The organism is Pseudomonas monteilii NBRC 103158 = DSM 14164, from assembly GCF_000730605.1.
GTDB lineage: Bacteria > Pseudomonadota > Gammaproteobacteria > Pseudomonadales > Pseudomonadaceae > Aquipseudomonas > Aquipseudomonas monteilii.
Map to the genome: position 1 here is coordinate 148,498 of NZ_BBIS01000008.1, position 26,744 is coordinate 175,241.

Genomic DNA, 26,744 nt, shown 5'->3' on the forward strand with positions numbered 1-26,744 from the left:
TCGGGCAACTAAGCTGTTGGCCAACGTTATCTGGAAGGCGTTGCCAATGTCCCTGTTCACTCCCTTGCGGGGCCTGCTGCTGGCCTGCGTTACCCTGGCCGGCCCGGCGCTGGCCGCCGAACCCTTGAAGCTGGAAGTCTACAACCCTGGGCATGAGGCCATCTTCCCGGTCAGTTCGGTGATTGTCAGTGGCGAGCACGATGCCGTGCTGGTCGATGCCCAGTTCGGTAAGGCCCAGGCCCAGCAACTGGTGCAGCGCCTGCGAGCTGGCGGCAAGCACCTGACTACCATCTATATCAGCCACGGTGACCCGGATTACTACTTCGGCCTGGACACCCTGACAAACGCTTTCCCCGACGCCAAGGTGCTGGCCTCGGCCGCCACTGTCGCGCATATCCGTCAGACCATGGACGCCAAGCTGGCGTACTGGGGCCCGCAGATGGGGGCGGACAAACCGGCACGGCTGGTGTTGCCACAGGTACTGGAAGGCAACCGATTGACGCTGGAAGGGCAGGCCCTTGAGGTGGTTGGCCTTGACGGTCCGCAACCAGACCGCAGCTTTGTGTGGATCCCGTCGATCAAGGCGGTGGTCGGCGGCGTGGTGGTGTCCGAGCACATTCATGTGTGGATGGCCGATACCCAGACCGCCCAGTCGCATGCCGACTGGCTCGGCACCCTGGCGCACATCGAAGCGCTGGCGCCGCGTACGGTCATCCCGGGCCATTACCTGAGGGACAGCAGCCGCTCGCTGGAGGCTGTGCGTTTCACGGCGAACTACATTCGTGACTTCGATGCCGAAACGGCCAAGGCAAAAGACGCGGGTGCCTTGATCGAGGCGATGAAGCAGCGTTACCCGGGCCTGGCCGATGAAAGCTCCCTGGAGCTGGGAGCCAAGGTCGCCAAGGGCGAGATGAAGTGGTAATTCCGTTCAATTGATGGAGAGTATCCCATGAGCAAGATCGCAATCATTGGTGCCACTGGCCGTGCTGGCAGCCAGTTGCTGGAAGAGGCCCTGCGCCGTGGCCACAGTGTATTGGCCATCGCCCGTGACCCTTCGAAACTGGAGGGCCGGGAAGGCGTGACCGTCAAGGCGCTGGATGCAAAGGACAGCGCGGCCCTGCAAGCCGCGGTCGCGGGCGTGGATGCCGTGCTGAGCGCCGCGCATTTCTCGACCATCGAGCCGCACGCGATCATTGAGCCGGTCAAGCGGGCCGGGGTCAAGCGCTTGCTAGTGGTGGGTGGTGCGGGCAGCCTGCTGTTGCCGTCGGGGCACCGGGTGATCGACAGCCCGGACTTTCCGGACGCCTACAAGGCCGAGGCCACTGCAGGCGTGCGCTTTTTGGAGGCGTTGCAGCGGGAGCCGAACCTGGACTGGACCTTCCTGTCGCCATCGGCGGAGTTCGTTGAAGGTGAGCGCAGTGGGCGGTACACGCTGGGCAAGGATCATCTGCTGATTGGTGCTGATGGCAAGAGCTGGATTACCTTTGCCGATTATGCGATTGCCTTGATCGATGAGCTGGAAAAGCCGGCGCATTCGCGCCGGCGTTTCACGGTCGGCTACTGAGTTGCCTGCTTGGCGGGCACTCCCGCTCCCATAGGTACAGCACAGGCCTTGGAATCTGTGCAGATCCTGTGGGAGCGGGAGTGCCCGCGAAGAGGCCTTCATAGGCTGGCCTGGCTCTCCAGCCAGTCCAGCAATTCCACCAACCCCGGCGGCAAGCTCCTGGCCTGGCTCACCAGGTAGTACCCCTTACCGGTCATCACCTTCAGCGCAAACGGCATGCATAACCGCCCCCCGCGCAGGTCATCACCAATCAGCGACCAGTCGCCAATTGCCACCCCGGTCCCCTGCGAGGCCATGGCCATTGCCATGTCCAGCGTCTCGAAGTGCTGCTTGGGCCCATGAGCGGCCAACGTCACCCCGGCCGCCTGCAACCACAACCGCCAGTCATGCTCGTCCCGCGAGGGGTGCAGCAACATGTGCCGCGACAGGTCATCCACCTGCCGCAAGGGTATTGGCCCGTCGCATAGCGATGGCGCACACACCGGCGTCAGCTGTTCATCGAACAACTTGCGCACCTGTAACCCGTGGTTCGGCGTGTCGCCATAGACCACTGCCGCATCGAAGCCCTCCCGGCGAAAGTCCACCCCGTGCTGCACCGTAGTCGTCAGCTCCACCGGCACATCCGGGCGCAGTGCTTGCCACTCCATCAGGCGTGGCAATAACCAACGCATCACGCAGGTGGGTGCCTTGAGCTGCAAGGTCGTGCTGCGTCCGCCCACCTCATTCACGCCTTGTTCGATCAGTGCGAACACCTGCTGCACCCGTGGCAGCCAGTCCTGGCCTTCACGGGTCAGGCTCAGCCCACGGGCCAGGCGCTGGAACAGCGCATACCCCAGGTGCTCCTCAAGGGCCGCGATCTGGCGACTGACGGCGCCTTGCGTGATGTGCAACTGTTGCCCGGCACGGGTGAAGTTGCAGTGCTGGGCGGTCACCAGAAAGGTGTACAGGGCGGGTAAGGGCGGTAGGCGTTTCATTGCGATAAGCCATGATTAGAAGACATGGCTAGTATGTGTTTTTTTGCATTGTGGTGGTAGTCGTGGGTTGGGTCCAATAAGCACATAACCCAAGCAGATTCATGGTGAACCCTGATGGCAACGTGCGGCGAAGTACTGGTCAAACTCCTTGAAGGCTATGGCGTGGACCATGTCTTCGGCATTCCCGGTGTGCATACCGTGGAGCTCTATCGCGGCCTGGCGGGTTCGTCCATTCGACACATCACTCCGCGCCACGAGCAGGGTGCCGGGTTCATGGCTGACGGCTATGCGCGCACCCGTGGTAAACCCGGAGTGTGCTTCATCATCACCGGCCCAGGCATGACCAACATCACCACGGCGATGGGCCAGGCCTACGCCGATTCGATCCCGATGCTGGTGATTTCCAGCGTGCAGTCCCGTGATCAGTTGGGCGGTGGCCGTGGCAAGTTGCACGAGCTGCCCAACCAGGCGGCGCTGGTGTCGGGCGTGGCTGCGTTTTCCCACACCTTGATGAGTGCAGCAGACCTGCCGCAGGTGTTGGCCCGGGCATTTGCCGTGTTCGACAGCGCCCGACCACGCCCGGTGCATATCGAAATCCCGCTCGACGTGCTGGTCGAACCGGCCGATTTCCTGCTGCCGGGCCGGCCCGTGCGCGGTAGCCGTGCGGGGGCTGCCCCGCAAGCTGTAACACAGTTGGCCGAGCGCCTGGCCGGTGCAAAGCGGCCGTTGATTCTGGCCGGCGGTGGCGCGTTGGCAGCCGGTGCTGCCTTGGCACGCCTGGCCGAACACCTTCAGGCTCCGGTGGCGTTGACCATCAATGCCAAGGGTTTGCTGCCGGCCAGCCACCCGCTGCAAATCGGTTCGACCCAGTCGTTGCCTGCCACGCGGGCGCTCGTCGCCGAGGCCGACGTGGTGCTGGCGATCGGCACCGAATTGGCCGAAACCGATTATGACGTGACCTTCAAGGGTGGCTTCGAGATCCCGGGAAGCCTGCTGCGCATCGATATCGACCCGGACCAGACCGTGCGCAATTACCTGCCGGAGCTGGCGCTGGTGGCTGATGCCAAATTGGCCGCCGAAGCGCTGCTCGGTGCTTTGCAGACTCAGCCGCAACCCGTGCGTGAAAGCACCTGGGGTGTGGCCCGGGTGGCCAACCTGCGCAAGGCTCTGGCGGCAGGTTGGGACCAGCCGACATTGAGCCAGACGCGTTTGCTGAGCGCCATTCTTGAGCGCCTGCCCAATGCCATTCTGGTGGGCGACTCGACCCAGCCGGTGTACACCGGCAACCTGACCCTGGACATGGATCAGCCACGTCGCTGGTTCAATGCCTCGACCGGCTACGGCACCCTGGGTTATGCGCTACCTGCGGCCATGGGCGCCTGGCTCGGGAGTGCGGAGCAAATCGGCCAGCGTGCGCCTGCCGTGTGCCTGATTGGCGATGGTGGTATGCAATTCACCCTGCCGGAGCTGGCCAGCGCGGTGGAGGCGCAGGTGCCGCTGATCGTGCTGCTGTGGAATAACCAGGGGTATGAGGAAATCAAGAAGTACATGGTCAACCGGGCGATCGAGCCGGTTGGCGTGGATATTCATACGCCGGACTTCATCGGCGTGGCACGGGCGTTGGGGGCTGCGGCGGAGAATGTGACGAATGTGGCGCAGTTGCAGGCGGCGCTGGGGCAGGCGGTGGAACGCAAGGGGCCTACCTTGATTCAGGTTGACCAGAATCAGTGGCAAGGGACAGTTTTGGGTTGAAGTGAAGCTGTTGCCTGTACCGGCCCTTTCGCGGGCGAGCCCGCGAAAGGGCCGGTACAGCCACCAACAAGTCCTAGACAGCAGTGGCTCTCAATCTGGCGACATCCCGAATCGGCGGCGCTCCATACAGCCTGCTGTACTCCCGGCTGAACTGCGATGGGCTTTCATACCCCACCCGATAAGCCGCCACCGCCGCCTCCAGCCCGTCATTGAGCATCAACCTGCGCGCCTCCTGCAGGCGCAGCTGCTTCTGGTACTGCAACGGGCTCATCGACGTCACGGCCTTGAAGCGGTGGTGCAGGGTCGAGGTGCTGAGGTTGACCTCCCGGGCCAGGTCCTCGATACGCAGCGGCTGTTGATAGTTGTTGTTGAGCCAGGTAATGGCCTGGCAAACCCGGTGCGTCTGGCTGTTGGCCAAGGCAATTTCGTACAGCCGATAACCCTGTGGCCCGCGCAACAAACGGTAGAGAATTTCACGGCGGAACAACGGCGCCAACATCGCGATATCGCGCGGCGTGTCCAGCAGTCGGATCAGCCTCAGCAGGGCATCAAGCAATGGCGCATCGGTTCTGTCCACATACAAACCGCGGCCGGAAGGCCGGTTAGGCACCAGCATCGGCCCGCTCTCGGCAATCAGCTGGCTGATCTCTGCCGGGTCCAGGTCTATGCGCAACCCAAGGCTGGGGTGTTCGGGGCTGGCGTCGAGCTTTACGCCGCTCAGTGGCAAGGTTACCGAAACCACCATGTAGTGCAGCGGGTCGTAGGCATATTGTTCGTCACCGAGGAACAGGCTTTTGCTGCCCTGGGCCAGGATGCACAGCGCGGGTTGAGCGAGAGTCGGCACCGAGCGCACGTTCTCGGTGTAGCGCACCAGGAACAAGCCATCGATGGCCGAGGCCGGGCCGTGAGGATCGCCGGCATGACGGCGGATCAGTTCCGCAAGCTCCTGGCGCTGCAATTCCAGGGGCGGGTCGATGGGTGTCGGTGTGGTCATGGTGGATTTCCTCTGCTGACCGACGCAGCATAGGTTTGGGCAAGGGCGGGCGCTAGTCGAAAGCTGCACGTCGATTGCCTGATCCTGTCACGCTGCAGGATTAGGCAATCGGCATGCAGTAATGGCCTAACGCGTCGCGCGAGGTAGCCCCTAACCTTGGCAGCCTGGCTTTTCCGTCCGCCTGCTTCAAGGAGATTGTGCAATGACCTCAAAACAACCGGTCACCCACCTTGCTTTCATCCGTGCCAGCAGCGGGCGCTCAGCCGAGTTGGGTGCGCGACTGCGCGACCTGCTCGAACCCTCGCTGCGGGCGCCGGGTTGCCTGAGTTTCACGGTGCAGCGCTCCCAGGCGGATGCCGACCTTTGGTTACTCAGCGGTAGCTGGCAGGACCTGCAGGCGATGAGTGGCTACTTTGCTTCGCCAACGTTGGAGGTGTTTGGCGAGCTGGTACAGGCACAGGTGGTCAGCAGCTTGGACCTGCATACCTTCGATTGATCAGTGATGGGGTAAAATGACTGCCTTGTTCAATCAAGTGGATAGCAACATGGCACGTAGGGAATTCCCGCATTTCGAAGCGGTTTCGGCAATGGTCCCGGTCGAGGGGGGCGGCTACAACGCGGCTATCGCGGTCAAGGCCTTGGGCATGGGCGGCGCGCCGCGTTTTCACAAGGTACTGGACGGGCAGGTGTTCAAGGGGGCCGTGGCCGCCGACGAAGCGGCTACGGCGGAGCTGCAACGCCTGCAAGGCGTAAGCGAAGAGGGCGAGCTGATCTGGTGATCAGGCCGGCGGGCGGGCCATCTTGAACAGGTTGCCCAGCTCGAAGTAGTCCGCCGGGCCACCGCCACGCAGGATCGGTTCGGCGGCAGCGGTGTCGTAGATGCCGTTTTTCAGCAGGTGCTCGGCAATGTGCACCGCCACCACTTCACCCAGGATCAGCCAGCTGGGCACCAGCGCCTGGTCTGCCCGCTTGAGCTGCACGATCTGGCTGACCTTGCACTCGAAGGCCACGGGTGTTTCCCCCACGCGCGGTACGTTGACGATGCTCGACGGCGTGGCAGTGAGGCCGCTCAATTCAAATTCGTTTACTTCGGCCGCAACCGGTGCGCAGCTCTGGTTCATCTGCTCAGCCAGCGGGCGGGTGGCCAGGTTCCAGACAAATTCGCCGGTCTGTTCGATGTTGTTCAGGCTGTCTTTGCGCCCGACGCTGCAGAAACCGATGATCGGCGGGATGTAGTTGAACGCGTTGAAAAAGCTGTAGGGCGCCAGGTTCAGGCGGCCTTCACGGTCTTGCGAGGAGATCCAACCGATGGGGCGGGGGCCGACGATAGCGTTGAACGGGTCGTGGGGCAGGCCGTGGCCTTTGGCGGGTTCGTAGTAATACATCTGTGCTGGGCTTGCTGGCCCACCTCCTGGGTTGCGAGGTGCCTAGTGTGCCAAGCCTGTGCCCGTCTGCAAATGATCAAGCCCGGCGAAAGCCGGGCTGGGTGCACGCATCAGGGATCAGCTGATGCGGTGGGCGTTGGTGCGGTCGAAGCCGTCTTCGGCGAAGCGTTGGCCGCCAGTGCGGTCGAAACCGTCTTCGGCGAAGCGTTGGCCGCCAGTGCGGTCGAAGCCGTCTTCGGCGAAGCGTTGGCCACCGGTGCGGTCGAAGCCGTCTTCGGCGAAGCGTTGGCCACCGGTGCGGTCGAAGCCGTCTTCGGCGAAGCGTTGGCCACCAGTGCGGTCGAAACCATCTTCAGCGTAGGTAGCGGACTGGCTCTGTACCGCTGCAAATGTGTGGGCGTTGGTACGGTCGAAGCCATCTTCGGCGTAAGCGCCAGCTGCGAAAACCGAGAGGGCCAGGGTAAGGATCAGTTTGTTTTTCATGGTCGTTGCTCCAAGGGCTTCAGGGGTTGTTTGTTTCTATGGGTTTAATCCTACGCCGATTAATTTGATTAAAAAGCGCAAAAAATAGCGATTAAAAATCTAATTATTCGATGTATGTAGGAGCGCTTTTCGTGAATCAGGCTGTGGCATCACCCAGGAGCCGCATGCCCGCGCGTTGTCGTTCTTTGAGCTATTTCAGCTTGAAGGGTGGGAATTAATGAGACGTTAAGAACGAAATATCTTGTTTCAAAGATCTATCAACGCTTTTTTCATGCATCACCAACCGATTTTTTAGGCAACGATCAGCACCATCGCCGCACCTCAAACTGGAGCGGTACAACAATGAACAAACTCCCGCAAATCACCTTGGCCTTCTGGGTCATGAAGATCTGCGCTACCACCCTTGGCGAAACGGCGGGCGACTTGCTGTCGATGACGCTGAACGTTGGCTATGCCGTCAGCTCGCTGCTGCTGATCAGCGTGTTCCTGCTGACGTTGCTCGGCCAACTCTACTCGCGCCGTTACCACTCAATGCTGTATTGGCTGGTGATCCTCTCCACCAGTACCGCCGGCACCACCATGTCCGACTTCATGGACCGCACTCTGGGCCTGGGTTATGCCACGGGGTCGGCCTTGCTCATCGGCATCCTGCTGCTGACCTTCCTGGTGTGGCGCCTGAGCGGCAACCCACTTGATGTCACCCGTATCAATAACCGCACGGGCGAGCTGTTTTACTGGGTAGCGATCCTGTTTTCCAACACGCTTGGCACCGCCCTGGGCGATTACCTGGCCGATGATTCGGGGCTCGGCTTTGCTGGCGGCGCGTTGCTGATCGGCAGTGCCATTGCCTTGGTAGTGGTAGCCCGCTACTGGACGCGTATCCCAGGCGTTGTGCTGTTCTGGGTGGCGTTCGTGCTTACCCGTCCGTTTGGCGCCACGCTGGGCGATGTCCTGACCAAACCCCATGAAAAGGGGGGCCTGGACTTTGGCACGGTCGGCTCTTCGGCTGTGCTGGGCGGGGTGTTGCTGGTGCTGGTGCTGATGGCCAGCTGGTACCAGCGCCGTGAGCCGCGTCAGGCGTTGGAGATGTCCTGAGCCAGGTTTCAGGCGCTGGTGAGCCGATTAATTGAGCTATTCGGCTCACATGATGAGCCGAATAGGATCAATCATTGGCTCATCGAATCACATCATGCATTCACAATGCATGAAAAAAGGGCGCCCGAAACGGTGCGCCCTTCTTCATTGCGGCAGGTTCAAACTCACTCAGTAGTAATCCGCGAGTGCTGTTTGGTGTCTTTCATGGTTGCGTATACCAGCAGCGAACAGGCGATACAGGCAGTGACGTACCAGTAGAAGCCGCTTTCCATACCTGCGCTCTTGAACCACAGGGCCACGTATTCGGCGGTGCCGCCGAAGATGGACACGGTCAGGGCGTACGGCAGGCCCACGCCCAGAGCGCGGATTTCCGTCGGGAACAGCTCTGCCTTGACCACTGCGTTGATCGAGGTGTAGCCGCTGACGATGATCAGCGCGGCCATGATCAGGAAGAACGCGCCCCACCAGGTCTGGATGGTGTGCAAGGTGCTGAGGATAGGGACGGTGAACAGGGTGCCGAGCACACCGAAGGCGATCAGGATCGGGCGACGGCCGATCTTGTCGGACAGCCCACCAATCAACGGCTGCAGGCACATGAACAGGAACAGCGTGGCGGCCGAGATGGTGGTCGAGTCGCTGATGCTCATACCCACGGTGTTGACCAGGTACTTCTGCATGTAGGTGGTGTAGGTGTAGAAGGCCAAGGTGCCGCCCATTGTCAGGCCGACCACGGTCATCAGCTCTTTGGGGTGGCGCATCAGGGTGCGCATCAGGCTTTCCTTGGCCTTTTCCTTCTTGGTGAAGGAGGCGGTTTCTTCCATGCCGCGACGCAGGTACAGGGCCACCACGGCGCACAGCGCACCGATCACGAACGGCACGCGCCAGCCCCAGGCGTACAGCTGCTCGGTGGTCAGGGTCTGCTGCAGGATGATCAGTACCGCCAGGGCAATGAGTTGCCCGGAGATCAGGGTCACGTACTGGAAGCTGGAGAAGAAACCACGGCGGTCCTTGCTGGCCATTTCGCTGAGGTAGGTGGCCGAGGTGCCGTATTCACCACCCACCGACAGGCCCTGCATCAGGCGCGCGATCACCAGCAGGATCGGTGCGGCGACACCGATGGTTTCGTAGCCCGGGGTCAGGGCGATGACCAGCGAGCCTGCGCACATCAGCAGTACCGAGGCCATCAATGCAGCTTTGCGGCCCTTGCGGTCGGCGTACAGGCCCATCAACCAGCCACCGATCGGGCGCATCAGGAAGCCCACGGCGAAGATCGCGGCGGTGTTGAGCAGTTGTGCGGTGGAGTCGCCGGCCGGGAAGAAGGCCTTGGCGAAGTACAGCGAGAATGCGGCGTAGACGTACCAGTCGTACCATTCGACCATGTTGCCGATGGACCCGCTGAAGATCGACTTCAGGCGGCTGGCGGTGGTTTTTTCCGCGGCGGGCGCAGTGGCCGCCCCGGCGGGCAGGGAGGTGGCGTTATCCATCAGAGATACCTTCTCGTTGTTTTTGTGTGGAGCGCGCCGTGGCGCAGCTTGCCAAGGCAATAGCAGAAGGTGTGCCAAATGGGGGCAGGGTGATTCATTTGAAGGCGTTGCGAGTTTCTTGAGCCCCGAAATAGAAGGCTTTGAACGGCCCTTGTAGGAGCGGCCACGTGTCGCGACGGGCTGCAAAGCAGCCCCAAAATCTCACAAAAATAAGCGGAAACCCGCCTGTCTCCAGTCGTTCATAAGCGGAAATCCGCTCATTCTCGCTCAACAAAATCGTCGCGCACCAACCCGTGCCGCTGCATCTTTTCATTAAGCGTGCGCCGCGGCAGCTGCAAGGTCTCCATCACCGCCTTGATCTCGCCCCCATGCTGTCGCAACGCTGCGCGCAGGCATTGCGCCTCGAACGCCTCCATCTGCTCGCCCAGCGATTGCCCGGCAGGCGCTACCTCGATGTTCGGCGAACCTAGCCCCAACGCGTGCCGCTCCGCCGCATTGGCCAGCTCGCGAACATTACCTGGCCAGTCATGCGACAGCAGTTGTGCCAGCTGTGCCCCCGACAGCGGCGGTGCGCAGCGCCCAAGCTTTTCGCCTGCTGCACGGGCAAAGTGTTCGAACAGCAGCGGAATGTCCTCACGCCGCTCACGCAACGGCGCCAGGCGCAATTCGGCCACGTTCAGGCGGTAGGCCAGGTCTTCGCGAAAACGCCCGGCACGGGCCTCGTCGAGCAGGTCGGGCTTGGTCGCGGCAATGATTCGCAAGTCGATGCTGATGCTCTGGTTAGCCCCCAAACGCTCCAGTTTCTGCTCCTGGATCACCCTTAGCAGCTTGGCCTGTTGCGCCAGTGGCATGCTCTCGATTTCGTCGAGGAACACAGTGCCACCGTTGGCGTACTCCAGTTTGCCGATGCGCTTGCCTTGGGCGCCGGTGAAGGCACCGCTTTCATGGCCGAACAGTTCGGCTTCGAACAGCGCTTCGGGGATGGCCGCGCAGTTGAGGGCAACGAATGGTTTGCCGGCGCGCGGGCCAAAATCGTGCAGGCAGCGGGCGACCCGCTCTTTGCCGCTGCCGGTTTCACCACGAATCAGCACGTTGACTGGCAGGCCGGCCAGGTCCAGCACCTGCCGGCGCAGTTGCTGCAGGCCCTGGGACATCCCCAGCAGTGTGCCTTCCAGGCGTGACTTGAGGTCAGCCTGTTCGTGCAGCCGACGGTTTTCAAGGACCAGCTGGCGCTTTTCCAGTGCCCTGCGCAGGCTACCCAGCAGGTGCTGCGGGGTGAAGGGTTTTTCCAGGAAGTCATAGGCCCCGTTGCGCATGGCTTCTACTGCCATGGGCACATCACCGTGGCCGGTCAGCAGGATCACGGGCAGGTCGGGGTCGTCCGCCTGCAGGCGCTTGAGCAATTGCTGGCCGTCCATGCCTGGCATGCGCACATCGCTGATGATCACCCCCGGGAAGTGCCGTGGCAGGTGTGCCAGGCATTCTTCAGCGCGAGCGAACAACTGCACAGTGAAGCCGGACAGGCTCAGCCATTGCTCGACGGCAGTACGGATGCTGGCTTCATCATCGACGACGATCACTGAATTCAACATACAGGCTCCAGGTCACGGGGCAGGGTCAGGCTCAGGCGTGCGCCACCGGGTACGTTTTTGGCCCGCAGTTGGCCACCGGCCTCGTGGACGATGCCGTAGGAAATGGCCAGGCCCAGGCCCAGCCCTTCACCCACCGGTTTGGTGGTGAAGAACGGGTCGAACACCTTGGCCAGATCGGCCTCGGCGATGCCGCCACCTGAATCCAGCACGCTCAGGCGCCACAGCTCGCCATCTGGCTCGATGCGCACCTCCAGGCGTTTGTAGCGCTTGTCGGCCATTGCGTCGAGGGCATTGCGCAGCAGGTTGATCAGCACTTGCTCCAGGCGAATGGCATCGCCGCGCACCCAGGCTGGGCGTGCCAGGTACAAGGCCACCTCGACCTCTTCACTACGGATGCGGGTTTCCAGCAGGTGCAAGGCTTGGTCGACCACGGTGGCCAGATCGAGGCGCTCGCGCAGGCCGACCGGGCTGTTGCGGGCAAAGGTTTTCAGGTGGCTGGTCAGTGCCGCCATGCGTGTGAGCATTTGCTCCAGCGGTTCCAGAGCCTGGCGCGCTTCGTCGTAACGGCCGTGGTCCAGCAGCAGCCGCAGGGTTTCCAGTTGCATACGCTGGGTGGTCAGCGGCTGGTTGATTTCGTGGGCCATGGCGGCCGACATTTGCCCGAGGGCGGCCAGTTTGGCCGACTGCACCAGGCCCTCCTGGGCGGTGCGCAACTCACGGGTGCGTTCTTCGACCTGGCGTTTGAGCTCTTGCCGGCTGCGCTGGCGCAGCCGGGCCAGGCGCAGGCGCTGGCTGACGAACAGGGCGGCGAACACCAGGCTCAGCCACACGGCTGCGGCGCCCAGGGCGGCATTGCGGCCATCAGCGGCCACCTGTGGCTTACGCAACAGGTGCAAGGTCCAGTGGTCACCTTCCAGCGGCAGGCTTTCCCACAGGTACTCGGCACTGCCCTGCGGGCCTTGCACGCGGCTAAGGGTGCTGTACTCGGCAAAACGGGTCAGCACCTGGTGCTGCAGGGGCACCAGCGGCTGTTTGTCGTACTGGCGTGTTTCAGCCAGCTCGGCACGGTCGGCACCACTCAGCGGCTGGAGCTCGCGGTAGCGCCAGCCATCCTGGTTGGCGATGAAGGTGATGCCACGTGCGTCGCTGACCAGCAGGATATCGCTGCCCTGGCGCCACTCGCGTTCCAGCTCGGGGAACTCCAGCTTGACCACCATGGCACCGAGAAAGCGGCCATGCTCGTCATTTACCGCGCTGGCGAGGAAGTAGCCCGGTACGCCACTGGTTACGCCCACGGCGTAGAAGCGGCCACTGCCTTGGCTGCGGGTTTGCTTGAAATAGGGGCGGAAACCGTAGTTGGAGCCGACGTAGCTACTGGGCAGCCGCCAGTTGCTGGCGGCAATGGCCAGGCCGGTGCGGTCGAGCAGCTCAAGGGTGGAGGAATTGGCCGCGCCATTGATGCGCTCCAGCTTGCGGTTCAGGGCGTCCTGCACTTGTTCATTGACCGGGCCGCGCAGGGCCGCGATCAGTTCCGGGTCCAACGCCAGTACAGCGGGCAGGGCGCGGTAGCGGTCGATCAGGGTGTGCAGGGCATTGGCGTACAGCCCCAGTTGCTGACTGGCACGCCGGGCGTCGTCTTCCATGGCCTGGCGCTTGGCCTGGTGCATGGCCCAGCCGGCACTGAGGGCGGTGCCCAGCAGGATGAGCAAGGTGATCAGCCCCAGACGCAGGGCGCGAAAGGAAAAGGGCATTGGGGCGGATCCGGAATATTTGGGGATCGGGGCCGGCCCTTTCGCAGGTCTACCTGCGAAAGGGCCGGTACAGGCGGCCGGTTTCAGTTACAGCAGTTCAAAGCTCTGCTGTTGCACCGCCTGGGAGTCCAGCCCTACCTGGACATTGAACTCACCTGGCTCGGCAACCCGCTGCAGCTGGCCATTGTAGAACCTCAGGTCATCCTCGTTGATGCGGAAGGTCAAGGTCCGCGACTCACCCGGCTTGAGCATCAGCTTCTGGAAGTTTTTCAGTTCCTTGACCGGGCGGCTCGTCGAAGCCGACACATCTTGCAGGTACAGCTGCACCACGGTCTCGCCGGCCACCTTGCCGGTATTCTTCACCGTCACCTTGGCCTCCAGGTTGTCACCGCGCTTGAGGTCCTTGTGCGACAGCTTCAGGCCGGACAGCTCGAAGCTGCTGTAGCTCAGGCCATAGCCGAACGGGTACAGCGGGCCGTTAGGCTCTTCGAAGTACTGCGAGGTGTAGTTACCCGGCTTACCCGGCGTGAACGGCCGGCCAATGCGCGTGTGGTTGTAGTACATCGGGATCTGCCCGACCGAACGCGGGAAGGTGATTGCCAGCTTGCCGGATGGGTTGTAGTCGCCAAACAGCACGTCGGCGATGGCATTGCCGCCCTCGGTACCGGCGAACCAGGTTTCGAGGATGGCGTCGGCCTGCTCGCGTTCCCAGCCGATCGACAGCGGCCGGCCGTTCATCAACACCAGTACCAGCGGCTTGCCGGTCGCCTTCAGGGCCTTGATCAGCTCACGCTGGCTGGCTGGAATTTCCAGGGTGGTGCGGCTGGACGACTCGTGGGACATGCCACGCGACTCGCCGACAACCGCTACGACCACGTCGGACTGCTTGGCAGCCTTCACGGCTTCGTCGATCAGCACCGCAGGCGGGCGTGGGTCGTCGACGATTTCCGGTGCGTCGAAGTTGAGGAAGTTCAGGTAATCGAATATCGCCTTGTCGCCGGTGACGTTGGAGCCTTTGGCGTAGACCAGCTTGGCTTTGCCTTCTACGGCGCGGCGCAAGCCTTCACGCACTGTCACCGAGTGCACGGGCTTGCCGTCGGCGGCCCAGCTGCCCATCATGTCGATCGGTGCATCGGCCAGCGGGCCGACCAGGGCGATGGTGCCGGTTTTTTTCAGCGGCAGGGTCTGGTTGTGGTTTTCCAGCAGTACCAGGCTGCGGCGGGCCACATCGCGCGCGGCTTCGCGGTGCAGGCGGTCGTTGCCGTAGTAGTCTTTCAGGTCGGTTTCGGCCTTGCCGATGCGCACGTAAGGGTCCTTGAACAGGCCCATGTCGTACTTGGCTCCGAGTACTTCGCGCACCGCCTGGTCCAGCTCGCCCTGGGTCACTTCACCGGACTTCAGCAGGCCTGGCAGCTCTTCGCCGTACAGGGTGTCGTTCATGCTCATGTCGATGCCGGCCTTGATCGCCAGCTTGGCGGCTTCGCGACCGTCCCGGGCGACACCGTGGCGGATCAGCTCCTGGATGGCGCCATGGTCGCTGATGGTCACACCCTTGAAGCCCCACTCCTTGCGCAGCAGGTCGTTCATCAGCCAGGTGTTGGAGGTGGCCGGCACGCCGTTGATCGAGTTCAGTGCCACCATCACCCCGCCGGCACCGGCGTCGAGGGCGGCGCGGTAGGGCGGCAGGTAGTCGTTGTACATCTTCGGCAGGCTCATATCGACCGTGTTGTAGTCGCGCCCGCCTTCTACGGCGCCGTACAGGGCGAAGTGCTTGACGATGGCCATGATGCTGTCGGGGTTGGCCGGGCTGCTGCCCTGGAACGAGCGCACCATCACCTGGCCAATCTTCGAGGTCAGGTAGGTGTCTTCACCAAAGCCTTCACTGGTGCGGCCCCAACGTGGGTCGCGGGCAATATCGACCATGGGTGCGAAGGTCATGTCCAGGGCGTCGGCCGAGGCTTCGATGGCGGCGGTGCGGCCAACCTTGGCCACGGCGTCCATGTCCCAGGTGGCAGCCATGCCCAGGCCGATCGGGAAGATGGTGCGCTCGCCGTGGACGGTGTCGTAGGCGAAGAACATCGGGATCTTCAGGCGGCTGCGCATGGCCGCGTCCTGCATCGGGCGGTTTTCGGGCGCGGTGCGTGAGTTGAACGTGCCACCGATACGGCCGGCGGCGATTTCCTCACGAATCTTGTCGCGAGGCATTTCCGGGCCGATGCTGATCAGGCGCAACTGGCCGATTTTCTCGGCTTCGGTCATCTGGCTGATCAGATGGTCGATGAACGCCTGCTTGTCCTGCAGGGGCGGGGCGGAGGGGGCGGCGAGGGCCGCCTGACTGGCAAGGCCCATGGCCAGGCCCAGCAAAGACAATTTCATCATCAATTCCGTTGTGGGGCCTCTGCCGTATCCAGCGGTGATACGTGCGCGGCCGAAGTTTTCAGGCGGCTATTGTTGTACGATTGACACGCTCATTTTCCAGCGGCGGATTATGCCTGAATATGTCGCCTGGGGACGAAGCCCCGAATGCCGGGACAACAACTATAAGAACGCTCAAGAGACCGACGGCATGACCCCCTTCGACGAATACCATCAACGGCAGATTGCCGAAGCCATTGCCCGTGCTGAAAAGCGAACCGATGCCGAACTGGTGACGGTACTGGCCCGCCGTGCTGACGATTACGCCTATTGGCCGCTGTTGTGGGCCGCCGTGCTGGCACTGGCTGTGCCGGGGCTGTTGCATTGGCTGCTGGGTTGGCCCAGCGTGCGTGGCTTGCTGGTGGCCAACGTGTTGCTATTCGTCGGTTTGTGCCTGCTGCTGCGCAACCCGCTTCTGGCCGGCTGGCTGATTCCTCGTGCTTTGCGTCGCTGGCGCGCCTCACGGCTAGCTCGGCAGCAGTTTCGCGAGCAGAACTTGCAGCGCACGGCAGGCGCCACGGGCGTGCTGATCTTCGTCAGCGAGGCGGAACGGCATGTGGAGATCCTGGTAGACTGCGGTATCGAGCATTATCTGGATACCAACGCGCGGGCGGCCATTGTCGCCCGCTTTGCCGAGCAGGTGCGTCAGGGGCGGACCTTGCAGGGGTTTGTCGAGTGCATCGATGCGTGCGGCGAGCTGCTTAGCGAGCATGTGCCGCCTACCCATGCGCGCAACGAGTTGCCCAACCGGTTGGTGATCCTGGACTGACTTGGAACCTGCAGGGTGTAGAATGCGTTTCCCGCTATTCGAGGCACCGTTTCTCCATGTCCGCCAGTTCTTCCGCCCTCTCTGCGTCAGATGCACGCGCCCGGTTTCTCGGCCTTCTGAATGCAGCCTTGCACGGCAACACCTTGGTCAAACTGGTGCTGGCGCGCCATGTCGGTGCCGACCAGACCTTGCAACGGATCATTGCCAAGCCGCTGCAGGTCAAGGGCCAGCCATGCCTGTCGCTGGTCTACCGCCACCAGACCCGCGACATCACCCGCAACTTGTCGCTGGAACAGGCGCAGGCGCTGGTAGCCGAGCTGCTGCCGGACAGCTTCCGCAATGCCCACCTGTTCGACGCAGATGGCGAAGTGCAACTGACCTTCAGCAAGAAGGGCAAGCCGATGTTGCAACGCCACGGCGCGCAGGCTCCACGCGAGGCCGCGGCGAGCAGTGGCCATGACCGCGAGAAGAAGCGCTACCTGGATTTGTCCAGGCCGTTCCTGCGTGACCTTGGCGTGACCGACGCACAAGGTGCATTGATCCCGTCCATGTCGCGCAAGTGGAAGCAGATCAACAAGTTCATCGAGGTCTTCGACCATGCCTTGGCCAGTGCGCCGGTACCTGCGAAACAGGCACTGCGGGTGGCCGACTTCGGCTCGGGCAAGGGCTACCTGACCTTTGCCATGCATGACTACCTGAGCAACAGCCTGGGCCGTGAGGCGCAGGTCACCGGTGTAGAGCTGCGCCAGGACATGGTCGACTTGTGCAACGCCGCCGCTTCGCGCCTGGAGCACCCGGGACTGGAATTCCAGTGCGGGGATGTACGTAGCGTGGTTCCCGAGGCCATCGAAGTGATGATCGCCCTGCATGCGTGCGATATCGCCACCGACTACGCCATTCACACCGGTATCCGCTGCAACGCCGCGATTATCATGTGCTCGCCGTGCTGCCACAAGCAGATCCGCCCGCAACTGCACAGCCCGGGGTTGCTGCAACCCATGCTGCAATACGGCTTGCACCTGGGCCAGCAGGCCGAAATGCTCACCGACAGCCTGCGCGCGTTGTACCTGGAAGCCTGCGGTTACGAAACCAAGGTGTTCGAGTTCATCTCGCTGGAGCACACCAACAAGAACAAGATGATTCTTGCGGTGAAGCGGCGGCAGCCGGTGGCTAACGGCGAGTTGCTGGAGAAGATTGCCCAGCTCAAGGCGTTTTATGGGGTGCAGGAGCATTGCCTGGAAACATTGCTGCGGGCGGATGGCTTGCTTTGAAAGCAACCACTGGCAAGCCTGCTGGCGTGCTCGTGCAGCGGGCGTGCTAGCGTCTAGCCGCTGGTCGATCGATCGCCAAATCTGGTAGCCCCAGCGGATGCGTACTGGCGTCATAGAAATGCACCTGCGTCCCCGACAAATCTCCAAACCGATCAACAAAATGCTGCTTCTGGTTGATCACCGAAGCTTCGCTCACCGGCCGGATAGCAATCGAGAGCTGCTTCGGTCGGGCCTGGCGGATGGCTTCGAGCAGGTGCTGGTCACTGCTGTCCAGGTGCTGACCGAACAGGCATAACCCTTGGCTTTCCTGGGCCAGCTGCCCCAGGCACCAACTGAGGTAATCCGAATGGCGGATGGCGCGCAGTTTTTCCTCGCTGCGGTCTTCATTGACGAACAGTGGCACTTCACCTGGGATGTTCACGGCAAAGCCATCAAGCAGTTCGGCGCTGTCGGCACTGCGTTGGCGGGTGGTGCCGTCGGGTAGCTTCAGCAGGTGGAGGCCGCCGTGCAGGTGCATCACCCGCGTGCCTTCGCTGCGGGTGCGACGCACGTCGAAGAAGCCTTGTTCGTCGAACAGGTCGGCGAAGCCGTGTGGGGCGCTCTGTACAGCCCACGGTAGCAGCAGGTCGTAGTTGCTGGTGTAGACGCTGCGGTAGCCACACAGGGCCTGGTTGAGGGTCGCGAGGGTGGCTGGCGGCATCAGCGGCCACGGCAGGTGTACCGTGCGCACGGCGTGAATCAACGCTTCCTTGATCGAGTAATAGCGGTTCAGCGGTGCGGTGGAGTTGATGGCCAGCGCCGCGTTGGCGCGCACGGTGGTGTTGAGGGCGCTGAGCACCGGCTCGAACAGTTCCGTACCCAACGACTTGAACAGGGCCTGGTCACTGACCGCCAGGCCTTTCTTGCGGCCTGCGCGTTGTGCCTCCTCGAACAGCGAGAAATAGCCGAAAGGCTTCCACACTGCGCGGCTGGCGCCGTTGCCCAGCAGCAGGGCTTCGCAGGGGTGGCGGGCGGCGAGTTCTGGCCAAGGGGTGAGGGTGGCGTCAAGTGCAGGCATGCTGGAGTCCGTTGGGTGGAGCGGGGAGCGGGGGGACTTTAGCATGTCGTGCAGGGTGTGCGACGCCTGCAGGCCCTTGTCAGTGCGCAAGGGCCTTTGATACATGATCAGGATCATTACGTATTGCGCGTAGTAATGCCTTGGCAGGCCCGGTAGGTTCTCGTCGCCCTTGTTCCCAATTCCTCAATGTTGCTACCTGAACATCGATGATCTCGGCAAAGCGTGCTTGCGTGAGCCCCGTTGCCTTGCGGATGTTACGCACCAGGAGTCATGAGCCGGACTTGGAGCAAGCGATAGGCATCGTCATCAAGGAGTTCCTTGACTCGCTTGGTGAACAAGGCTGTTTCGGTAAAAAGCATAACAGGTTGTACGCCATTGGCGTAGCTGCTGGTTGTCCAGCGCCACGGAGAAGGATTGCCCGGCCGTATTCAGGATCGGGTCAGCGAGGCTAGCGAATCCGCTCCTCACTGGGCGATCATCCTTTTCCGGGGGGCGGGTAGTCCTTTTCTCTGTAGGGGCCGAATGGGTTGCGAAAGCGTTCTGTTCAGCCTTCTCCGGTAATGAGCGTGCTGCGCTTGCGGTTACGCCACACCCGATACGCCCGAATCCCCGCCCGCACCGAGCCGAACAGCAGTTTGTCTTCCATTTCCCGTGCCATCCCCGAGCGCACCAGCATGCGCAGGAAGGTGCCCCGGGCGCGGGCGATGGCAAAGAAGATGCCTTGCGCGGCCAGGGTGTCGCGCACTTCACGCAGGGCGGCGATACCGCTGACGTCGATGCTGGTGACGGCTTCGGCATCGAACAGCACGGCCTTGGGCTGGTCCTGGCTCTGCACCGCTTCGAGCAGGCGCATCTTGAAGTAGTCGGCGTTGAAGAACAGGATCGCGTCGTCGAAGCGGTACACCACCAGGCCCGGCACGGTGCGGGCGTCCTTGAATTTGCGGATGTCGACCTGGCCTTCGGTGCCCGGCAGCCAGCCAAGCACAGCGTCGGTGGGTTGGTAGATGCTGTAGAGCAGGCGCAGGATCGCCAGGGTCACAGCAAACACGATGCCGGGCAGCACGCCCAGGCCCAGCACGCCCGCCGTGGTCAGCAGGCAGAGCCAGAACTCGAAGCGGCTCAGGCGGCGGATGAGCCCCAGCGACTTGATGTCGATCAGCCCCCAGCCGGCCATCAGTAGCACGGCGCCCAATGCAGCCTGCGGGATCCACGCCATCGGCGCGGTGAAGAACAACAGGATCAGGGCAATGACCAGCGCGGCGACGATGCCCACCAGCTGGCTCTTGCCACCCACCATGTCATTGACGGCGGTGCGCGAGTCGGCGCCGCTGATGGCAAAGCCCTGGGATACCCCGGCCGCCAGGTTGCTCACGCCCAAGGCGACGAATTCGTGGTTGGCGTTGATCGCGTAGCCGTGGCGGGCGGCAAAGCTGCGTGCGGTGAGCATGGCGCTGCAGAAGCTGACGGTGGCGATACCCAGGGCGTCGCGCAGCAGGCTCTTCATTTCCGCCAGGTTGCTGTGCGGCCAGGCCAGCTGCGGGATGCCGGCCGGCACCGGGCCGAGGATGGCGACGCCGAAGCGGTCGAGGCCAAACAGGCCGACCAGCAACATGAACAGTGCCACCACGGTCAGTGCGGCGGGCAGGCGTGGGAAACGCCGTGGTAGCCAGATCAGCAGGCCCAGAGCGGCTAGGCCGATGAACAACGTGATCCAGTGGATCTCACCCAGGCGCTGGAAAAAGTTGATCAGGCTGAGGATAAAACCGTCGCCTTCGATCTTGAACCCCACCACCTTGGACAGCTGCCCGGCGATCAGGCTCAGGCCGATGCCGTTGAGGTAGCCGATGAGGATCGGCCGCGAGAAGAAGCTGGCGATGAACCCGGCCCGTGCCAGGCCGGCAGCGATCAGCATTACCCCCACCAGCACGGTGACGATCACCGACAGTTCGGCAATGCGCTGCGGGTCGCCCATGGCCAGCGGCGCCACGGCACCGGCGATCATCGCGCAGGTAGCGGCGTCAGGGCCAACCATCAGCTGGCGCGAGCTGCCGATCAGGGCATAGACCATCATTGGCAGCACGCAGGCGTACAGGCCGTACTGTGGCGGCAAACCGACAATTTGTGCGTAAGCGATGGCGATGGGTATCTGAATCGCCGCGACCGAGAGGCCTGCCTGCAAATCGGCATGGAACCATTCGCGGCGGTAGTGCAGCAGGTTGGCAAGGCCCGGTAGCCAGCGGGAGAGAAACATGCGTCGTCCTTTCGAAATGCTTCACGTAACCATCTACGCATTGAAGCGGATCGGCAGGCAATTGGCCATGGGCCAGATCAAACCGGGAGGGCAGAAACGAAAAAAGGAGCCGAGGCCCCTTTTGACAGCGATGACGTTGCTGGAACGCCATGCGGTGATGCAATGTGGAGCGGGTAGAGGGAATCGAACCCTCAACTAAAGCTTGGGAAGCTTTCGTTTTACCACTAAACTATACCCGCGTCTGCGCAGCACTTTTTACCAGAACCCTCCACGAATTAGAAGCCCAAGTTATAAAAAAGCTTGTCGGCACCCTATAGCCCGCGGGATCAGCCACAAGGCGCCGATGCGCTCAAATGGCCAATGCATGCTGCCCCTGCTGCCCTTGTTGAACAGGCTGGTAGCGGTGACGCGTTTCACGCACGGTCGGCTTGAGGAAACCGAGCAGGACGCTGCGGGTGTCTTCACAGGCCGTTTTGTTCTCCATGTCCAGGAAGTGGCCAGCGTCACGAATCACGCTGAAATGGCTCTTGCCCACATGCTTGCCGAACTGCCGGGCATCTTCGACCGTGGTGTACTCGTCGCGGTCGCCGTTGACGAACAGCACAGGGATGTCGATATTGCGCGCACCCTCCAGCGCCCGGTCCAGGTCGCGATGCAGCACCTCGTTGATGTGGAAGTGCATCTGCGCGTACTCGTGGCTGTCCAGGCTGCTGACGTGGCGGTAGTTGAAGCGCTTGAACAGTGATGGCAGATGCTTGCCGATGGTGTCGTTGACCAGGTTGCCGACTTGGTAGCGATCGCAGGCGGCCAGGTACTGGCAGCCACGGTCCAGGTAGTCGCGCATCGGTTCGTTGATCACCGGCGAGAAGGAACTCACGACGGCCTTCTTCACGCACCGCGGCTGGTGCGCCAGCGCCAGCAGGGTACTTGCGCCACCCCATGAGAACGACATCACATGGTCGGCCTGGAAGTGCTCGATCAGCTCAAGGAGAATATGCGCCTCGGTCTCCTTGCTGATAAACCGTTCCTGGCGGTTGTGTGGCTTGGACTTGCCGGCATACGGCTGGTCGAACAGCACTACGTTGAACTGCGGGTGCAGGTTACGTACCGTTTGGGCGAACGAGGCCGTGGTGGCCAGCGAACCATTGATCATGATGATCGTATTCTCGGCCGCTTCCGCGCGATAGAACTCCGTGTAAACCCGATACTGACCTTGGATATCAAGTACAGCGATTTCTGGCCTCATGTCATCGACTCCTGGCGCAAAAAGGGTATTCGCGTCACCTAGGGTGCACGTTCTTTATGACAGGTAGGCATTCGCCTGAAGAGTAACCGGGGGGCCCTGTGTCGATCCTTGGCACATGCGTCGACGGTATTGTTTTTGGCGGGCAATTTGCCGTGCCCCAAGGCATCAAGGCCCTGGGTGGCCGGCAAAAGGCGTCTTCGACTGCGGGCGTGACTTGTTAGTCACATGCAGACTGACGATTTGGATTCAAGCAGTGGGCCGGGGATCCTGCAAGTGCCGTTCGGGAGAATTTGTGACTTTTGTCGCTGACCGGTCGTATGACCACCTTGGGCCAGAACGGGCAGTCTAGACAGTGGCGATTTCATCCGCCGTCAGCTCGCGAAACGCCCCCGGAGCCAAATCAGGATCCAGGCGAATCGCGCCCATGCTTTCCCGGTGCAACCCCACCACCTTGTTGTCGAAGAACCCGAACATGCGTTTGACCTGGTGATAGCGCCCTTCGACGATCGCCAGCCGCGCCTGGCGCGGGCCGAGGATGTCCAGCTGGGCGGGCAGGGTGGTGAGGTCTTCAAAGGCGAAGTAGAAACCCTCACGGAACTTGGCCTCATAGTGCTCGCCAATCTCGTCCTCGGTGTCCACCAGGTAGTGCTTGGGCAGCTTGGTGGCAGGTTGGGTCAGGCGCCGTGACCATTGGCCATCGTTGGTCAGGATCATCAACCCGGTGGTGTTGAAGTCCAGGCGCCCGGCTATGTGCAGGTCGCCTCGCAATGCTTCGGGCAGCAGGTCGAGCACTGTAGGGTGCTGCGGGTCCTGGGTGGCGCTGACGCAGCCCGTGGGTTTGTGCAGCATCAGGTAGCGCGCCGGTCGGCCAGCCTGCAGCACCTGGTCGTCCAGTTCCACGCAGCTGAATTCGCGTACCTCGGTCAGCGGGTCGCTGACCACCTGCCCATCTACCCGCACACGACGTTGTACCAGCATCAGGCGGGTTTGTTGGCGGTTGAGGCTGGGCAGGTTGGCAAGGAAGCGGTCGAGGCGCATTTCAACAGGTCAGTGAGAAGTGGTTGATCGAAGTTGTTCTTCAACGACCGCGCAGCGTGGGCACAGGCAGGCTTTGTCACGTAATTCGGCGGGCAGGGCCTGGAGCACCGCCGGGTCGATACTCACGCTGTAACACCAGCAGGCCTGGGTGGCGCGGCGTGGGTCGGCCAGGCTGCACTGGTTGAGGGCACCGCAAGCGGGGCAGTGTTGGCTGTCATTCATCTTGGGTTTCACTGCAGACGCGGTTACGGCCGGCCTGCTTGGCACGATAGAGCGCTCGGTCGGCGCGGGTCAGCAGGGCGTGCAGGGTATCTCCCGGTTGCAGGTTGCTCAGGCCGATGCTGGTAGTCAGGCGCAGGGGTTGTTCGTCGTAGCTGAACGTGAGCTGTTCGGTGCGGCGGCGGATCTTTTCCGCAACCTCGATGGCCTGCCGACCCTCGGCTTCACGCAGCAGCACGATGAACTCCTCGCCGCCCCAGCGGCAGAGTATATCCGATTGGCGCAGGCTGCCCTGCAGCACATTGGCGAACTGGCGCAGCACTTCGTCGCCTGCCAGGTGGCCGTGGGTGTCATTCAGCGCCTTGAAGTGGTCCAGGTCGATCAGCAGCGCCACCAGCGGCCCACTGTCGCGCTTGGCTTCGTGCAACGCCTGGGCGGCGAGCAAGTCGAAACTGCGCCGGTTGGGCAGGCCGGTAAGGCTGTCGAGCGTGGCCAGGGCCTCGGTGCTGGCCTGATGACGGCGCACCATGGCATGCACCAGCGCCAGCACCACCAAGGTGATCATCGTGCAGATGGCCAGGTTCAGGTACAGGGAATGGCGAATGCGGTCGAGGGCGCCGGTTTCGCGCTTGTCCACCAACAGGTACCAGTCCAGCTCGGGCAGGTGACGCACGTTGAGGAAGTGGCTGTGGTTGTCGCTGTCGTGGTACTCGTGGCTGCCTTCGCCGGGTACAAGCTGTTCGGCCAGCACATCGCTCAATTCGGCGTTGTCGCTCAGTGGCTGGCCGACCCGCAAACCGTGCGGGCCACCTTCGGAACCGGTCAGCAACACTTTGCCTTTGGCATCGACAAACAAGACCGACCGCTGGTAGCGGCGCTGGTACTGGTCGATCAGCTTGACCACCGAGGACACACTCAGCCCCACCCCGGCAGCGCCAATGAAGCGGTGCTGGTAGTCGTGCACCTGGTAGTTGATGAACACGGTCAGGCTGTCCTGGTTGGCCATGTCGAGGTCGACGTTGATCTCGTAGGGGGCCTTGAGGTTGCGCAGGCGGAAATACCAGGCATCGCGCCATGTGCCGGCTTGCACCTGCTTGAGCACGCCCTTGGCTTGATAGTAGGTGAGGGTGCGGTCGGAGACGAAGAACGAGGTGAAGGTGTCCTGCTTGCCCATGACCTCGCCCAGGTAGCGTGTCATGCGCTGGGTGTCCTTTTCGCCCGACAGTACCCAGTCACGCAAAAAAGTATCCTGGGCCATCATCGAGGCGATCAGCACCGGGCGAATCAGGTCTTTCTGGATTTCCGAGTAGACCGTGTCGGAGGTCAGTGGCAATTCGGTATTGATAATGCCGTCGCGGATGGCGCTGCGCGAGGAGAAGTAGCTGAGCAGCGAGGTAGCAAGGAAGCCGCAGGCCAGCAGCACCAGCAGGGTAACGATCAGCGAGCGCTGCGAGAACAGAGCGGAACGTGAGGGCATGATCTTCCCATGATGTGTGCCGAGCCGCCCATTCTAGTGAGATGACCGATAAATGACTGCAAGTTTTTAGGGGCTATCGCACCTGTATCAAATTGTTGCAGAAATGGCACTGCACCTCGGCGTCGCTGTCTTATTCGGTGTCGATGAACGCATCACGCATCGATGCTCGCCAGCGCCGCTGTTCGGGCACTCCAGCGGTCCAGGAGGCCGCCATGTCCTATCGAATCCTGTTGATCGCCCTGCTGGGGCTGATGACTTCCGCCTGCGCCCCGTACTACGAGAGCGGGGGCTATTACCGTTCGGACTACTACTCCACCGACCGTTACGTCTCGCCGGGCTATTACCGTTATGACCGCTATTACGTCACGCCGCAACCGCGCTATTACTACCAGCCGGCGCCACGCTATTACTACCGGCCAGCCCCCGCGCCACAATACCGGCCGTATCCGCAGCCGGGGATGAACCGTTGGCATGGCAACCCCCGCTACGACTATGGCAATCGCCAACGGCAAGACTACAGGCAAGACCGGGATCGCCATGATTATCGTGATGGCAGTCAGCGCTACCAGCGTGGCGATTCGCATTCCAATAGGCAGGGGAATGGTGGCGGGCGTTGGGATGGCCAGCGTGGCCAGGGGCAAGGAGGCAACTGGCGGCGGTAAGGTGAAGTGAAGCGGGGGCGCTTTGCGCCCCATCGCCGGCAAGCCTAACCCAGATCTGCCAATGGGTGCCGCCCCTCCCACACCTTGGCAAAATGCGCCTCGACCACCGCCGCCGGCACCTGCGTCACATCGGGCCAGTGCCAGTGCGGCTGGTCGTCCTTGTCCAGCAGGCGGGCGCGTACGCCTTCGCTGAACTCGGGGTGACGGCAACAGTTCAGGCTCATGCTGTATTCCATCTGGAACACCTGTGCCAGCGACAGATACCGTGCCCTGCGGGTTTGCTCCCAGACCAGGTGCGCCGTCAGTGGGCAACCCTGATGCAGCCGTTGGCCGGCATCGGCCAGCAGCGAGTCGTCATGGTGCTTGAGCCCTTCCAGCGCACGCCAGGCCGCCGCCGCATCGGCCACGTCGAGCAACGCATCGATCACCTGCCGCCTTGGCAACCACTGGGCCTCGGGCAACTCGGCACAGGCGCGGCGCTGTTCGGCCTTGAGCAGGCTGTTCAGCTGCAGGGCGGTCTGCTCTTGCCAGTTCAACTGCAGCAGTTCTTCGATCAATGCCTCCTGCTGGTACTCGCCCAGTAAGCGGTCGGCCAGGCCCAGGTCAAGGGCATCGCGGGCGTTGATCGGTGCCCCCGTCAGCCCCAGGAACAACCCCAGCTTGCCCGGCAGCCGTGCCAGAAACCAGCTCGCGCCCACATCCGGGTACAGGCCAATGCTGATTTCCGGCATGGCCAGCCGGCTGCTGGGTGTGACGATACGCACGTTGGCCCCCTGCAACAGCCCCATGCCGCCACCTAGCACATGCCCATGTCCCCAGCACAGCAGCGGCTTGGGGTAGGTGTGCAGGGCAAAGTCCAGGCGATATTCGGCGGCGAAGAAGGCGGCAGCCAGGGGCGGCACGCTGCCGGGGTGGTCGCGGCAGGCTTGTACCAGTGCACGTACATCGCCACCGGCGCAGAAGGCTTTTGCGCCGGTGCCGCGCAGCAGCACGCAGACAACGCCCGGGTCGTGGGCCCAGGCATGCAGTTGTTCGCCCAATACTTCGATCATGGGCAGGTTCAGGGCATTGAGTGCCTTGGGTGCATCCAGGGTGGCAATGCCGATGCGGGCGCCATCGGCGCCGATGAGAACCTCGCAATGAATGGCCATGGACTACCTCGCTCAAGTCATCGCACAAGTATGGCCTGCCTGGCCGAACATGCCGGTTGTCGGTTGGATCGTTTGACAAGCGGGAAGGGCTTACCTAGTGTCGCGCCATTGTTT

At 62.4% G+C, this 26,744-nt stretch carries 25 protein-coding genes, 1 tRNA gene and 1 pseudogene; 10 read left to right on the top strand and 17 right to left on the bottom strand.

From position 1 onward, the window contains the following. The first annotated feature begins 46 nt into the window (after nt 1-46). Complete coding sequence (locus PM2_RS03185; protein WP_016713649.1) at nt 47-922, top strand: MBL fold metallo-hydrolase; 876 nt, start codon at nt 47-49, stop codon at nt 920-922. Nucleotides 923-949: 27 nt separating this feature from the next. Then, nucleotides 950-1,564, top strand: a complete 615-nt coding sequence (locus PM2_RS03190; RefSeq protein WP_028698585.1) for an NAD(P)-dependent oxidoreductase — start codon at nt 950-952, stop codon at nt 1,562-1,564. Nucleotides 1,565-1,662: 98 nt separating this feature from the next. Here the strand turns inward: PM2_RS03190 and PM2_RS03195 are convergent, their stop codons facing one another. Next, nucleotides 1,663-2,538: a LysR substrate-binding domain-containing protein gene (locus tag PM2_RS03195; protein ID WP_028698584.1), complete on the bottom strand. Its 876-nt coding sequence runs from the start codon at nt 2,536-2,538 to the stop codon at nt 1,663-1,665. A gap of 114 nt (nt 2,539-2,652) precedes the next feature. Here PM2_RS03195 and PM2_RS03200 point away from each other — a divergent pair, with 114 nt between their 5' ends. Further along, nucleotides 2,653-4,290, top strand: a complete 1,638-nt coding sequence (locus PM2_RS03200) for a 5-guanidino-2-oxopentanoate decarboxylase (protein ID WP_028698583.1) — start codon at nt 2,653-2,655, stop codon at nt 4,288-4,290. Nucleotides 4,291-4,363: 73 nt separating this feature from the next. Here PM2_RS03200 and PM2_RS03205 read toward each other — a convergent pair whose 3' ends face one another. Continuing rightward, nucleotides 4,364-5,284 (bottom strand): AraC family transcriptional regulator, encoded by a 921-nt coding sequence (locus PM2_RS03205; protein ID WP_025753919.1) that lies wholly within the window; start codon nt 5,282-5,284, stop codon nt 4,364-4,366. Nucleotides 5,285-5,486: 202 nt separating this feature from the next. On the opposite strand from PM2_RS03205, the gene PM2_RS03210 reads away from it, so the two are divergent. Both PM2_RS03210 and PM2_RS03215 read left to right on the top strand, forming a co-directional pair. Beyond that, entirely contained in the window at nt 5,487-5,780 is a 294-nt protein-coding gene (locus PM2_RS03210; protein ID WP_028698582.1) for a putative quinol monooxygenase, read from the top strand. Between the two features lie 16 nt (nt 5,781-5,796). Next, nucleotides 5,797-6,063 (top strand): hypothetical protein, encoded by a 267-nt coding sequence (locus tag PM2_RS03215; RefSeq protein ID WP_016713655.1) that lies wholly within the window; start codon nt 5,797-5,799, stop codon nt 6,061-6,063. Here PM2_RS03215 and PM2_RS03220 read toward each other — a convergent pair whose 3' ends face one another. Both PM2_RS03220 and PM2_RS03225 read right to left on the bottom strand, forming a co-directional pair. Continuing rightward, entirely contained in the window at nt 6,064-6,669 is a 606-nt protein-coding gene (locus tag PM2_RS03220) for a flavin reductase family protein (protein ID WP_016713656.1), read from the bottom strand. A gap of 117 nt (nt 6,670-6,786) precedes the next feature. Further along, complete coding sequence (locus PM2_RS03225) at nt 6,787-7,152, bottom strand: hypothetical protein (RefSeq protein WP_028698581.1); 366 nt, start codon at nt 7,150-7,152, stop codon at nt 6,787-6,789. 342 nt (nt 7,153-7,494) lie between these two features. Here PM2_RS03225 and PM2_RS03230 point away from each other — a divergent pair, with 342 nt between their 5' ends. After that, a complete protein-coding gene (locus tag PM2_RS03230) occupies nt 7,495-8,247 on the top strand; it encodes a COG4705 family protein (protein ID WP_028698580.1) in 753 nt (250 codons plus the stop codon). A gap of 164 nt (nt 8,248-8,411) precedes the next feature. Here the strand turns inward: PM2_RS03230 and PM2_RS03235 are convergent, their stop codons facing one another. From PM2_RS03235 to bglX, 4 genes are all read right to left on the bottom strand, one after another. After that, nucleotides 8,412-9,731: an MFS transporter gene (locus PM2_RS03235; RefSeq protein ID WP_016713659.1), complete on the bottom strand. Its 1,320-nt coding sequence runs from the start codon at nt 9,729-9,731 to the stop codon at nt 8,412-8,414. 257 nt (nt 9,732-9,988) lie between these two features. Then, a complete protein-coding gene (locus PM2_RS03240) occupies nt 9,989-11,323 on the bottom strand; it encodes a sigma-54-dependent transcriptional regulator (protein WP_028698579.1) in 1,335 nt (444 codons plus the stop codon). Continuing rightward, nucleotides 11,317-13,074 (bottom strand): sensor histidine kinase, encoded by a 1,758-nt coding sequence (locus tag PM2_RS03245; protein ID WP_028698578.1) that lies wholly within the window; start codon nt 13,072-13,074, stop codon nt 11,317-11,319. The genes PM2_RS03240 and PM2_RS03245 overlap by 7 nt, the downstream gene beginning before the upstream one ends. An 87-nt stretch (nt 13,075-13,161) precedes the next feature. Continuing rightward, entirely contained in the window at nt 13,162-15,453 is a 2,292-nt protein-coding gene (gene bglX, locus PM2_RS03250) for a beta-glucosidase BglX (protein ID WP_028698577.1), read from the bottom strand. Between the two features lie 187 nt (nt 15,454-15,640). Here bglX and PM2_RS03255 point away from each other — a divergent pair, with 187 nt between their 5' ends. Both PM2_RS03255 and PM2_RS03260 read left to right on the top strand, forming a co-directional pair. After that, nucleotides 15,641-16,258, top strand: coding sequence for a TPM domain-containing protein (locus tag PM2_RS03255; protein ID WP_016713663.1), 618 nt, complete (start codon nt 15,641-15,643; stop codon nt 16,256-16,258). A gap of 56 nt (nt 16,259-16,314) precedes the next feature. Further along, complete coding sequence (locus PM2_RS03260) at nt 16,315-17,529, top strand: class I SAM-dependent methyltransferase (RefSeq protein ID WP_016713664.1); 1,215 nt, start codon at nt 16,315-16,317, stop codon at nt 17,527-17,529. Between the two features lie 46 nt (nt 17,530-17,575). On the opposite strand, the gene PM2_RS03265 is transcribed toward PM2_RS03260, so the two are convergent. From PM2_RS03265 to PM2_RS03270, 3 genes and pseudogenes are all read right to left on the bottom strand, one after another. Further along, the gene (locus tag PM2_RS03265; protein WP_028698576.1) at nt 17,576-18,586 is read right to left on the bottom strand and encodes a DUF4917 family protein; all 1,011 of its coding nucleotides are present in this window, start codon (nt 18,584-18,586) and stop codon (nt 17,576-17,578) included. Nucleotides 18,587-18,665: 79 nt separating this feature from the next. Beyond that, nucleotides 18,666-18,854: pseudogene (locus PM2_RS29675) on the bottom strand (helix-turn-helix domain-containing protein); the annotation flags it as partial. A 276-nt stretch (nt 18,855-19,130) separates the two neighbouring features. After that, entirely contained in the window at nt 19,131-20,837 is a 1,707-nt protein-coding gene (locus PM2_RS03270; protein ID WP_016713667.1) for a SulP family inorganic anion transporter, read from the bottom strand. On the opposite strand from PM2_RS03270, the gene PM2_RS29680 reads away from it, so the two are divergent. Continuing rightward, entirely contained in the window at nt 20,836-21,036 is a 201-nt protein-coding gene (locus tag PM2_RS29680; RefSeq protein WP_080587352.1) for a hypothetical protein, read from the top strand. The two genes, PM2_RS03270 and PM2_RS29680, sit on opposite strands and share 2 nt — an antisense overlap. On the opposite strand, the gene PM2_RS03275 is transcribed toward PM2_RS29680, so the two are convergent. From PM2_RS03275 to PM2_RS03290, 5 genes are all read right to left on the bottom strand, one after another. After that, a tRNA-Gly gene (locus tag PM2_RS03275) sits at nt 21,003-21,076 on the bottom strand. The two genes, PM2_RS29680 and PM2_RS03275, sit on opposite strands and share 34 nt — an antisense overlap. Before the next feature lie 110 nt (nt 21,077-21,186). Then, the gene (locus PM2_RS03280) at nt 21,187-22,083 is read right to left on the bottom strand and encodes an alpha/beta fold hydrolase (protein ID WP_016713677.1); all 897 of its coding nucleotides are present in this window, start codon (nt 22,081-22,083) and stop codon (nt 21,187-21,189) included. Nucleotides 22,084-22,428: 345 nt separating this feature from the next. Beyond that, nucleotides 22,429-23,121, bottom strand: a complete 693-nt coding sequence (locus PM2_RS03285; RefSeq protein WP_028698575.1) for a pseudouridine synthase — start codon at nt 23,119-23,121, stop codon at nt 22,429-22,431. Nucleotides 23,122-23,130: 9 nt separating this feature from the next. After that, nucleotides 23,131-23,343 (bottom strand): cysteine-rich CWC family protein, encoded by a 213-nt coding sequence (locus tag PM2_RS29685; protein ID WP_080693990.1) that lies wholly within the window; start codon nt 23,341-23,343, stop codon nt 23,131-23,133. Further along, nucleotides 23,336-24,817, bottom strand: coding sequence for a sensor domain-containing diguanylate cyclase (locus tag PM2_RS03290; RefSeq protein ID WP_028698574.1), 1,482 nt, complete (start codon nt 24,815-24,817; stop codon nt 23,336-23,338). Before PM2_RS03290 ends, PM2_RS29685 begins: the two co-directional genes overlap by 8 nt. Before the next feature lie 212 nt (nt 24,818-25,029). Here PM2_RS03290 and PM2_RS03295 point away from each other — a divergent pair, with 212 nt between their 5' ends. Next, nucleotides 25,030-25,479, top strand: coding sequence for a hypothetical protein (locus PM2_RS03295; protein WP_016713680.1), 450 nt, complete (start codon nt 25,030-25,032; stop codon nt 25,477-25,479). Nucleotides 25,480-25,523: 44 nt separating this feature from the next. Here the strand turns inward: PM2_RS03295 and dspII are convergent, their stop codons facing one another. Beyond that, nucleotides 25,524-26,630 (bottom strand): enoyl-CoA hydratase/isomerase DspII, encoded by a 1,107-nt coding sequence (gene dspII, locus PM2_RS03300; RefSeq protein ID WP_028698573.1) that lies wholly within the window; start codon nt 26,628-26,630, stop codon nt 25,524-25,526. Between the last annotated feature and the right edge of the window lie 114 nt (nt 26,631-26,744).

Excerpts from the sequence above, each read along its gene's own strand:
- PM2_RS03200 (WP_028698583.1), top strand. The coding sequence starts at position 2,653 with ATGGCAACGTGCGGCGAAGTACTGGTCAAACTCCTTGAAGGCTATGGC.
- PM2_RS03195 (WP_028698584.1), bottom strand. The coding sequence starts at position 2,538 with ATGAAACGCCTACCGCCCTTACCCGCCCTGTACACCTTTCTGGTGACC.
- PM2_RS03190 (WP_028698585.1), top strand. The coding sequence starts at position 950 with ATGAGCAAGATCGCAATCATTGGTGCCACTGGCCGTGCTGGCAGCCAG.
- PM2_RS03290 (WP_028698574.1), bottom strand. The coding sequence starts at position 24,817 with ATGCCCTCACGTTCCGCTCTGTTCTCGCAGCGCTCGCTGATCGTTACC.
- PM2_RS03215 (WP_016713655.1), top strand. The coding sequence starts at position 5,797 with ATGACTGCCTTGTTCAATCAAGTGGATAGCAACATGGCACGTAGGGAA.
- PM2_RS03225 (WP_028698581.1), bottom strand. The coding sequence starts at position 7,152 with ATGAAAAACAAACTGATCCTTACCCTGGCCCTCTCGGTTTTCGCAGCT.
- PM2_RS03235 (WP_016713659.1), bottom strand. The coding sequence starts at position 9,731 with ATGGATAACGCCACCTCCCTGCCCGCCGGGGCGGCCACTGCGCCCGCC.
- PM2_RS03270 (WP_016713667.1), bottom strand. The coding sequence starts at position 20,837 with ATGTTTCTCTCCCGCTGGCTACCGGGCCTTGCCAACCTGCTGCACTAC.
- PM2_RS03260 (WP_016713664.1), top strand. The coding sequence starts at position 16,315 with ATGTCCGCCAGTTCTTCCGCCCTCTCTGCGTCAGATGCACGCGCCCGG.
- PM2_RS03210 (WP_028698582.1), top strand. The coding sequence starts at position 5,487 with ATGACCTCAAAACAACCGGTCACCCACCTTGCTTTCATCCGTGCCAGC.
- PM2_RS03205 (WP_025753919.1), bottom strand. The coding sequence starts at position 5,284 with ATGACCACACCGACACCCATCGACCCGCCCCTGGAATTGCAGCGCCAG.
- PM2_RS03230 (WP_028698580.1), top strand. The coding sequence starts at position 7,495 with ATGAACAAACTCCCGCAAATCACCTTGGCCTTCTGGGTCATGAAGATC.
- PM2_RS03255 (WP_016713663.1), top strand. The coding sequence starts at position 15,641 with ATGACCCCCTTCGACGAATACCATCAACGGCAGATTGCCGAAGCCATT.
- PM2_RS03295 (WP_016713680.1), top strand. The coding sequence starts at position 25,030 with ATGTCCTATCGAATCCTGTTGATCGCCCTGCTGGGGCTGATGACTTCC.
- PM2_RS03220 (WP_016713656.1), bottom strand. The coding sequence starts at position 6,669 with ATGTATTACTACGAACCCGCCAAAGGCCACGGCCTGCCCCACGACCCG.
- PM2_RS29680 (WP_080587352.1), top strand. The coding sequence starts at position 20,836 with ATGCGTCGTCCTTTCGAAATGCTTCACGTAACCATCTACGCATTGAAG.
- PM2_RS03280 (WP_016713677.1), bottom strand. The coding sequence starts at position 22,083 with ATGAGGCCAGAAATCGCTGTACTTGATATCCAAGGTCAGTATCGGGTT.
- PM2_RS03245 (WP_028698578.1), bottom strand. The coding sequence starts at position 13,074 with ATGCCCTTTTCCTTTCGCGCCCTGCGTCTGGGGCTGATCACCTTGCTC.
- PM2_RS03240 (WP_028698579.1), bottom strand. The coding sequence starts at position 11,323 with ATGTTGAATTCAGTGATCGTCGTCGATGATGAAGCCAGCATCCGTACT.
- bglX (WP_028698577.1), bottom strand. The coding sequence starts at position 15,453 with ATGATGAAATTGTCTTTGCTGGGCCTGGCCATGGGCCTTGCCAGTCAG.
- PM2_RS03185 (WP_016713649.1), top strand. The coding sequence starts at position 47 with ATGTCCCTGTTCACTCCCTTGCGGGGCCTGCTGCTGGCCTGCGTTACC.
- dspII (WP_028698573.1), bottom strand. The coding sequence starts at position 26,630 with ATGGCCATTCATTGCGAGGTTCTCATCGGCGCCGATGGCGCCCGCATC.
- PM2_RS03265 (WP_028698576.1), bottom strand. The coding sequence starts at position 18,586 with ATGCCTGCACTTGACGCCACCCTCACCCCTTGGCCAGAACTCGCCGCC.
- PM2_RS29685 (WP_080693990.1), bottom strand. The coding sequence starts at position 23,343 with ATGAATGACAGCCAACACTGCCCCGCTTGCGGTGCCCTCAACCAGTGC.
- PM2_RS03285 (WP_028698575.1), bottom strand. The coding sequence starts at position 23,121 with ATGCGCCTCGACCGCTTCCTTGCCAACCTGCCCAGCCTCAACCGCCAA.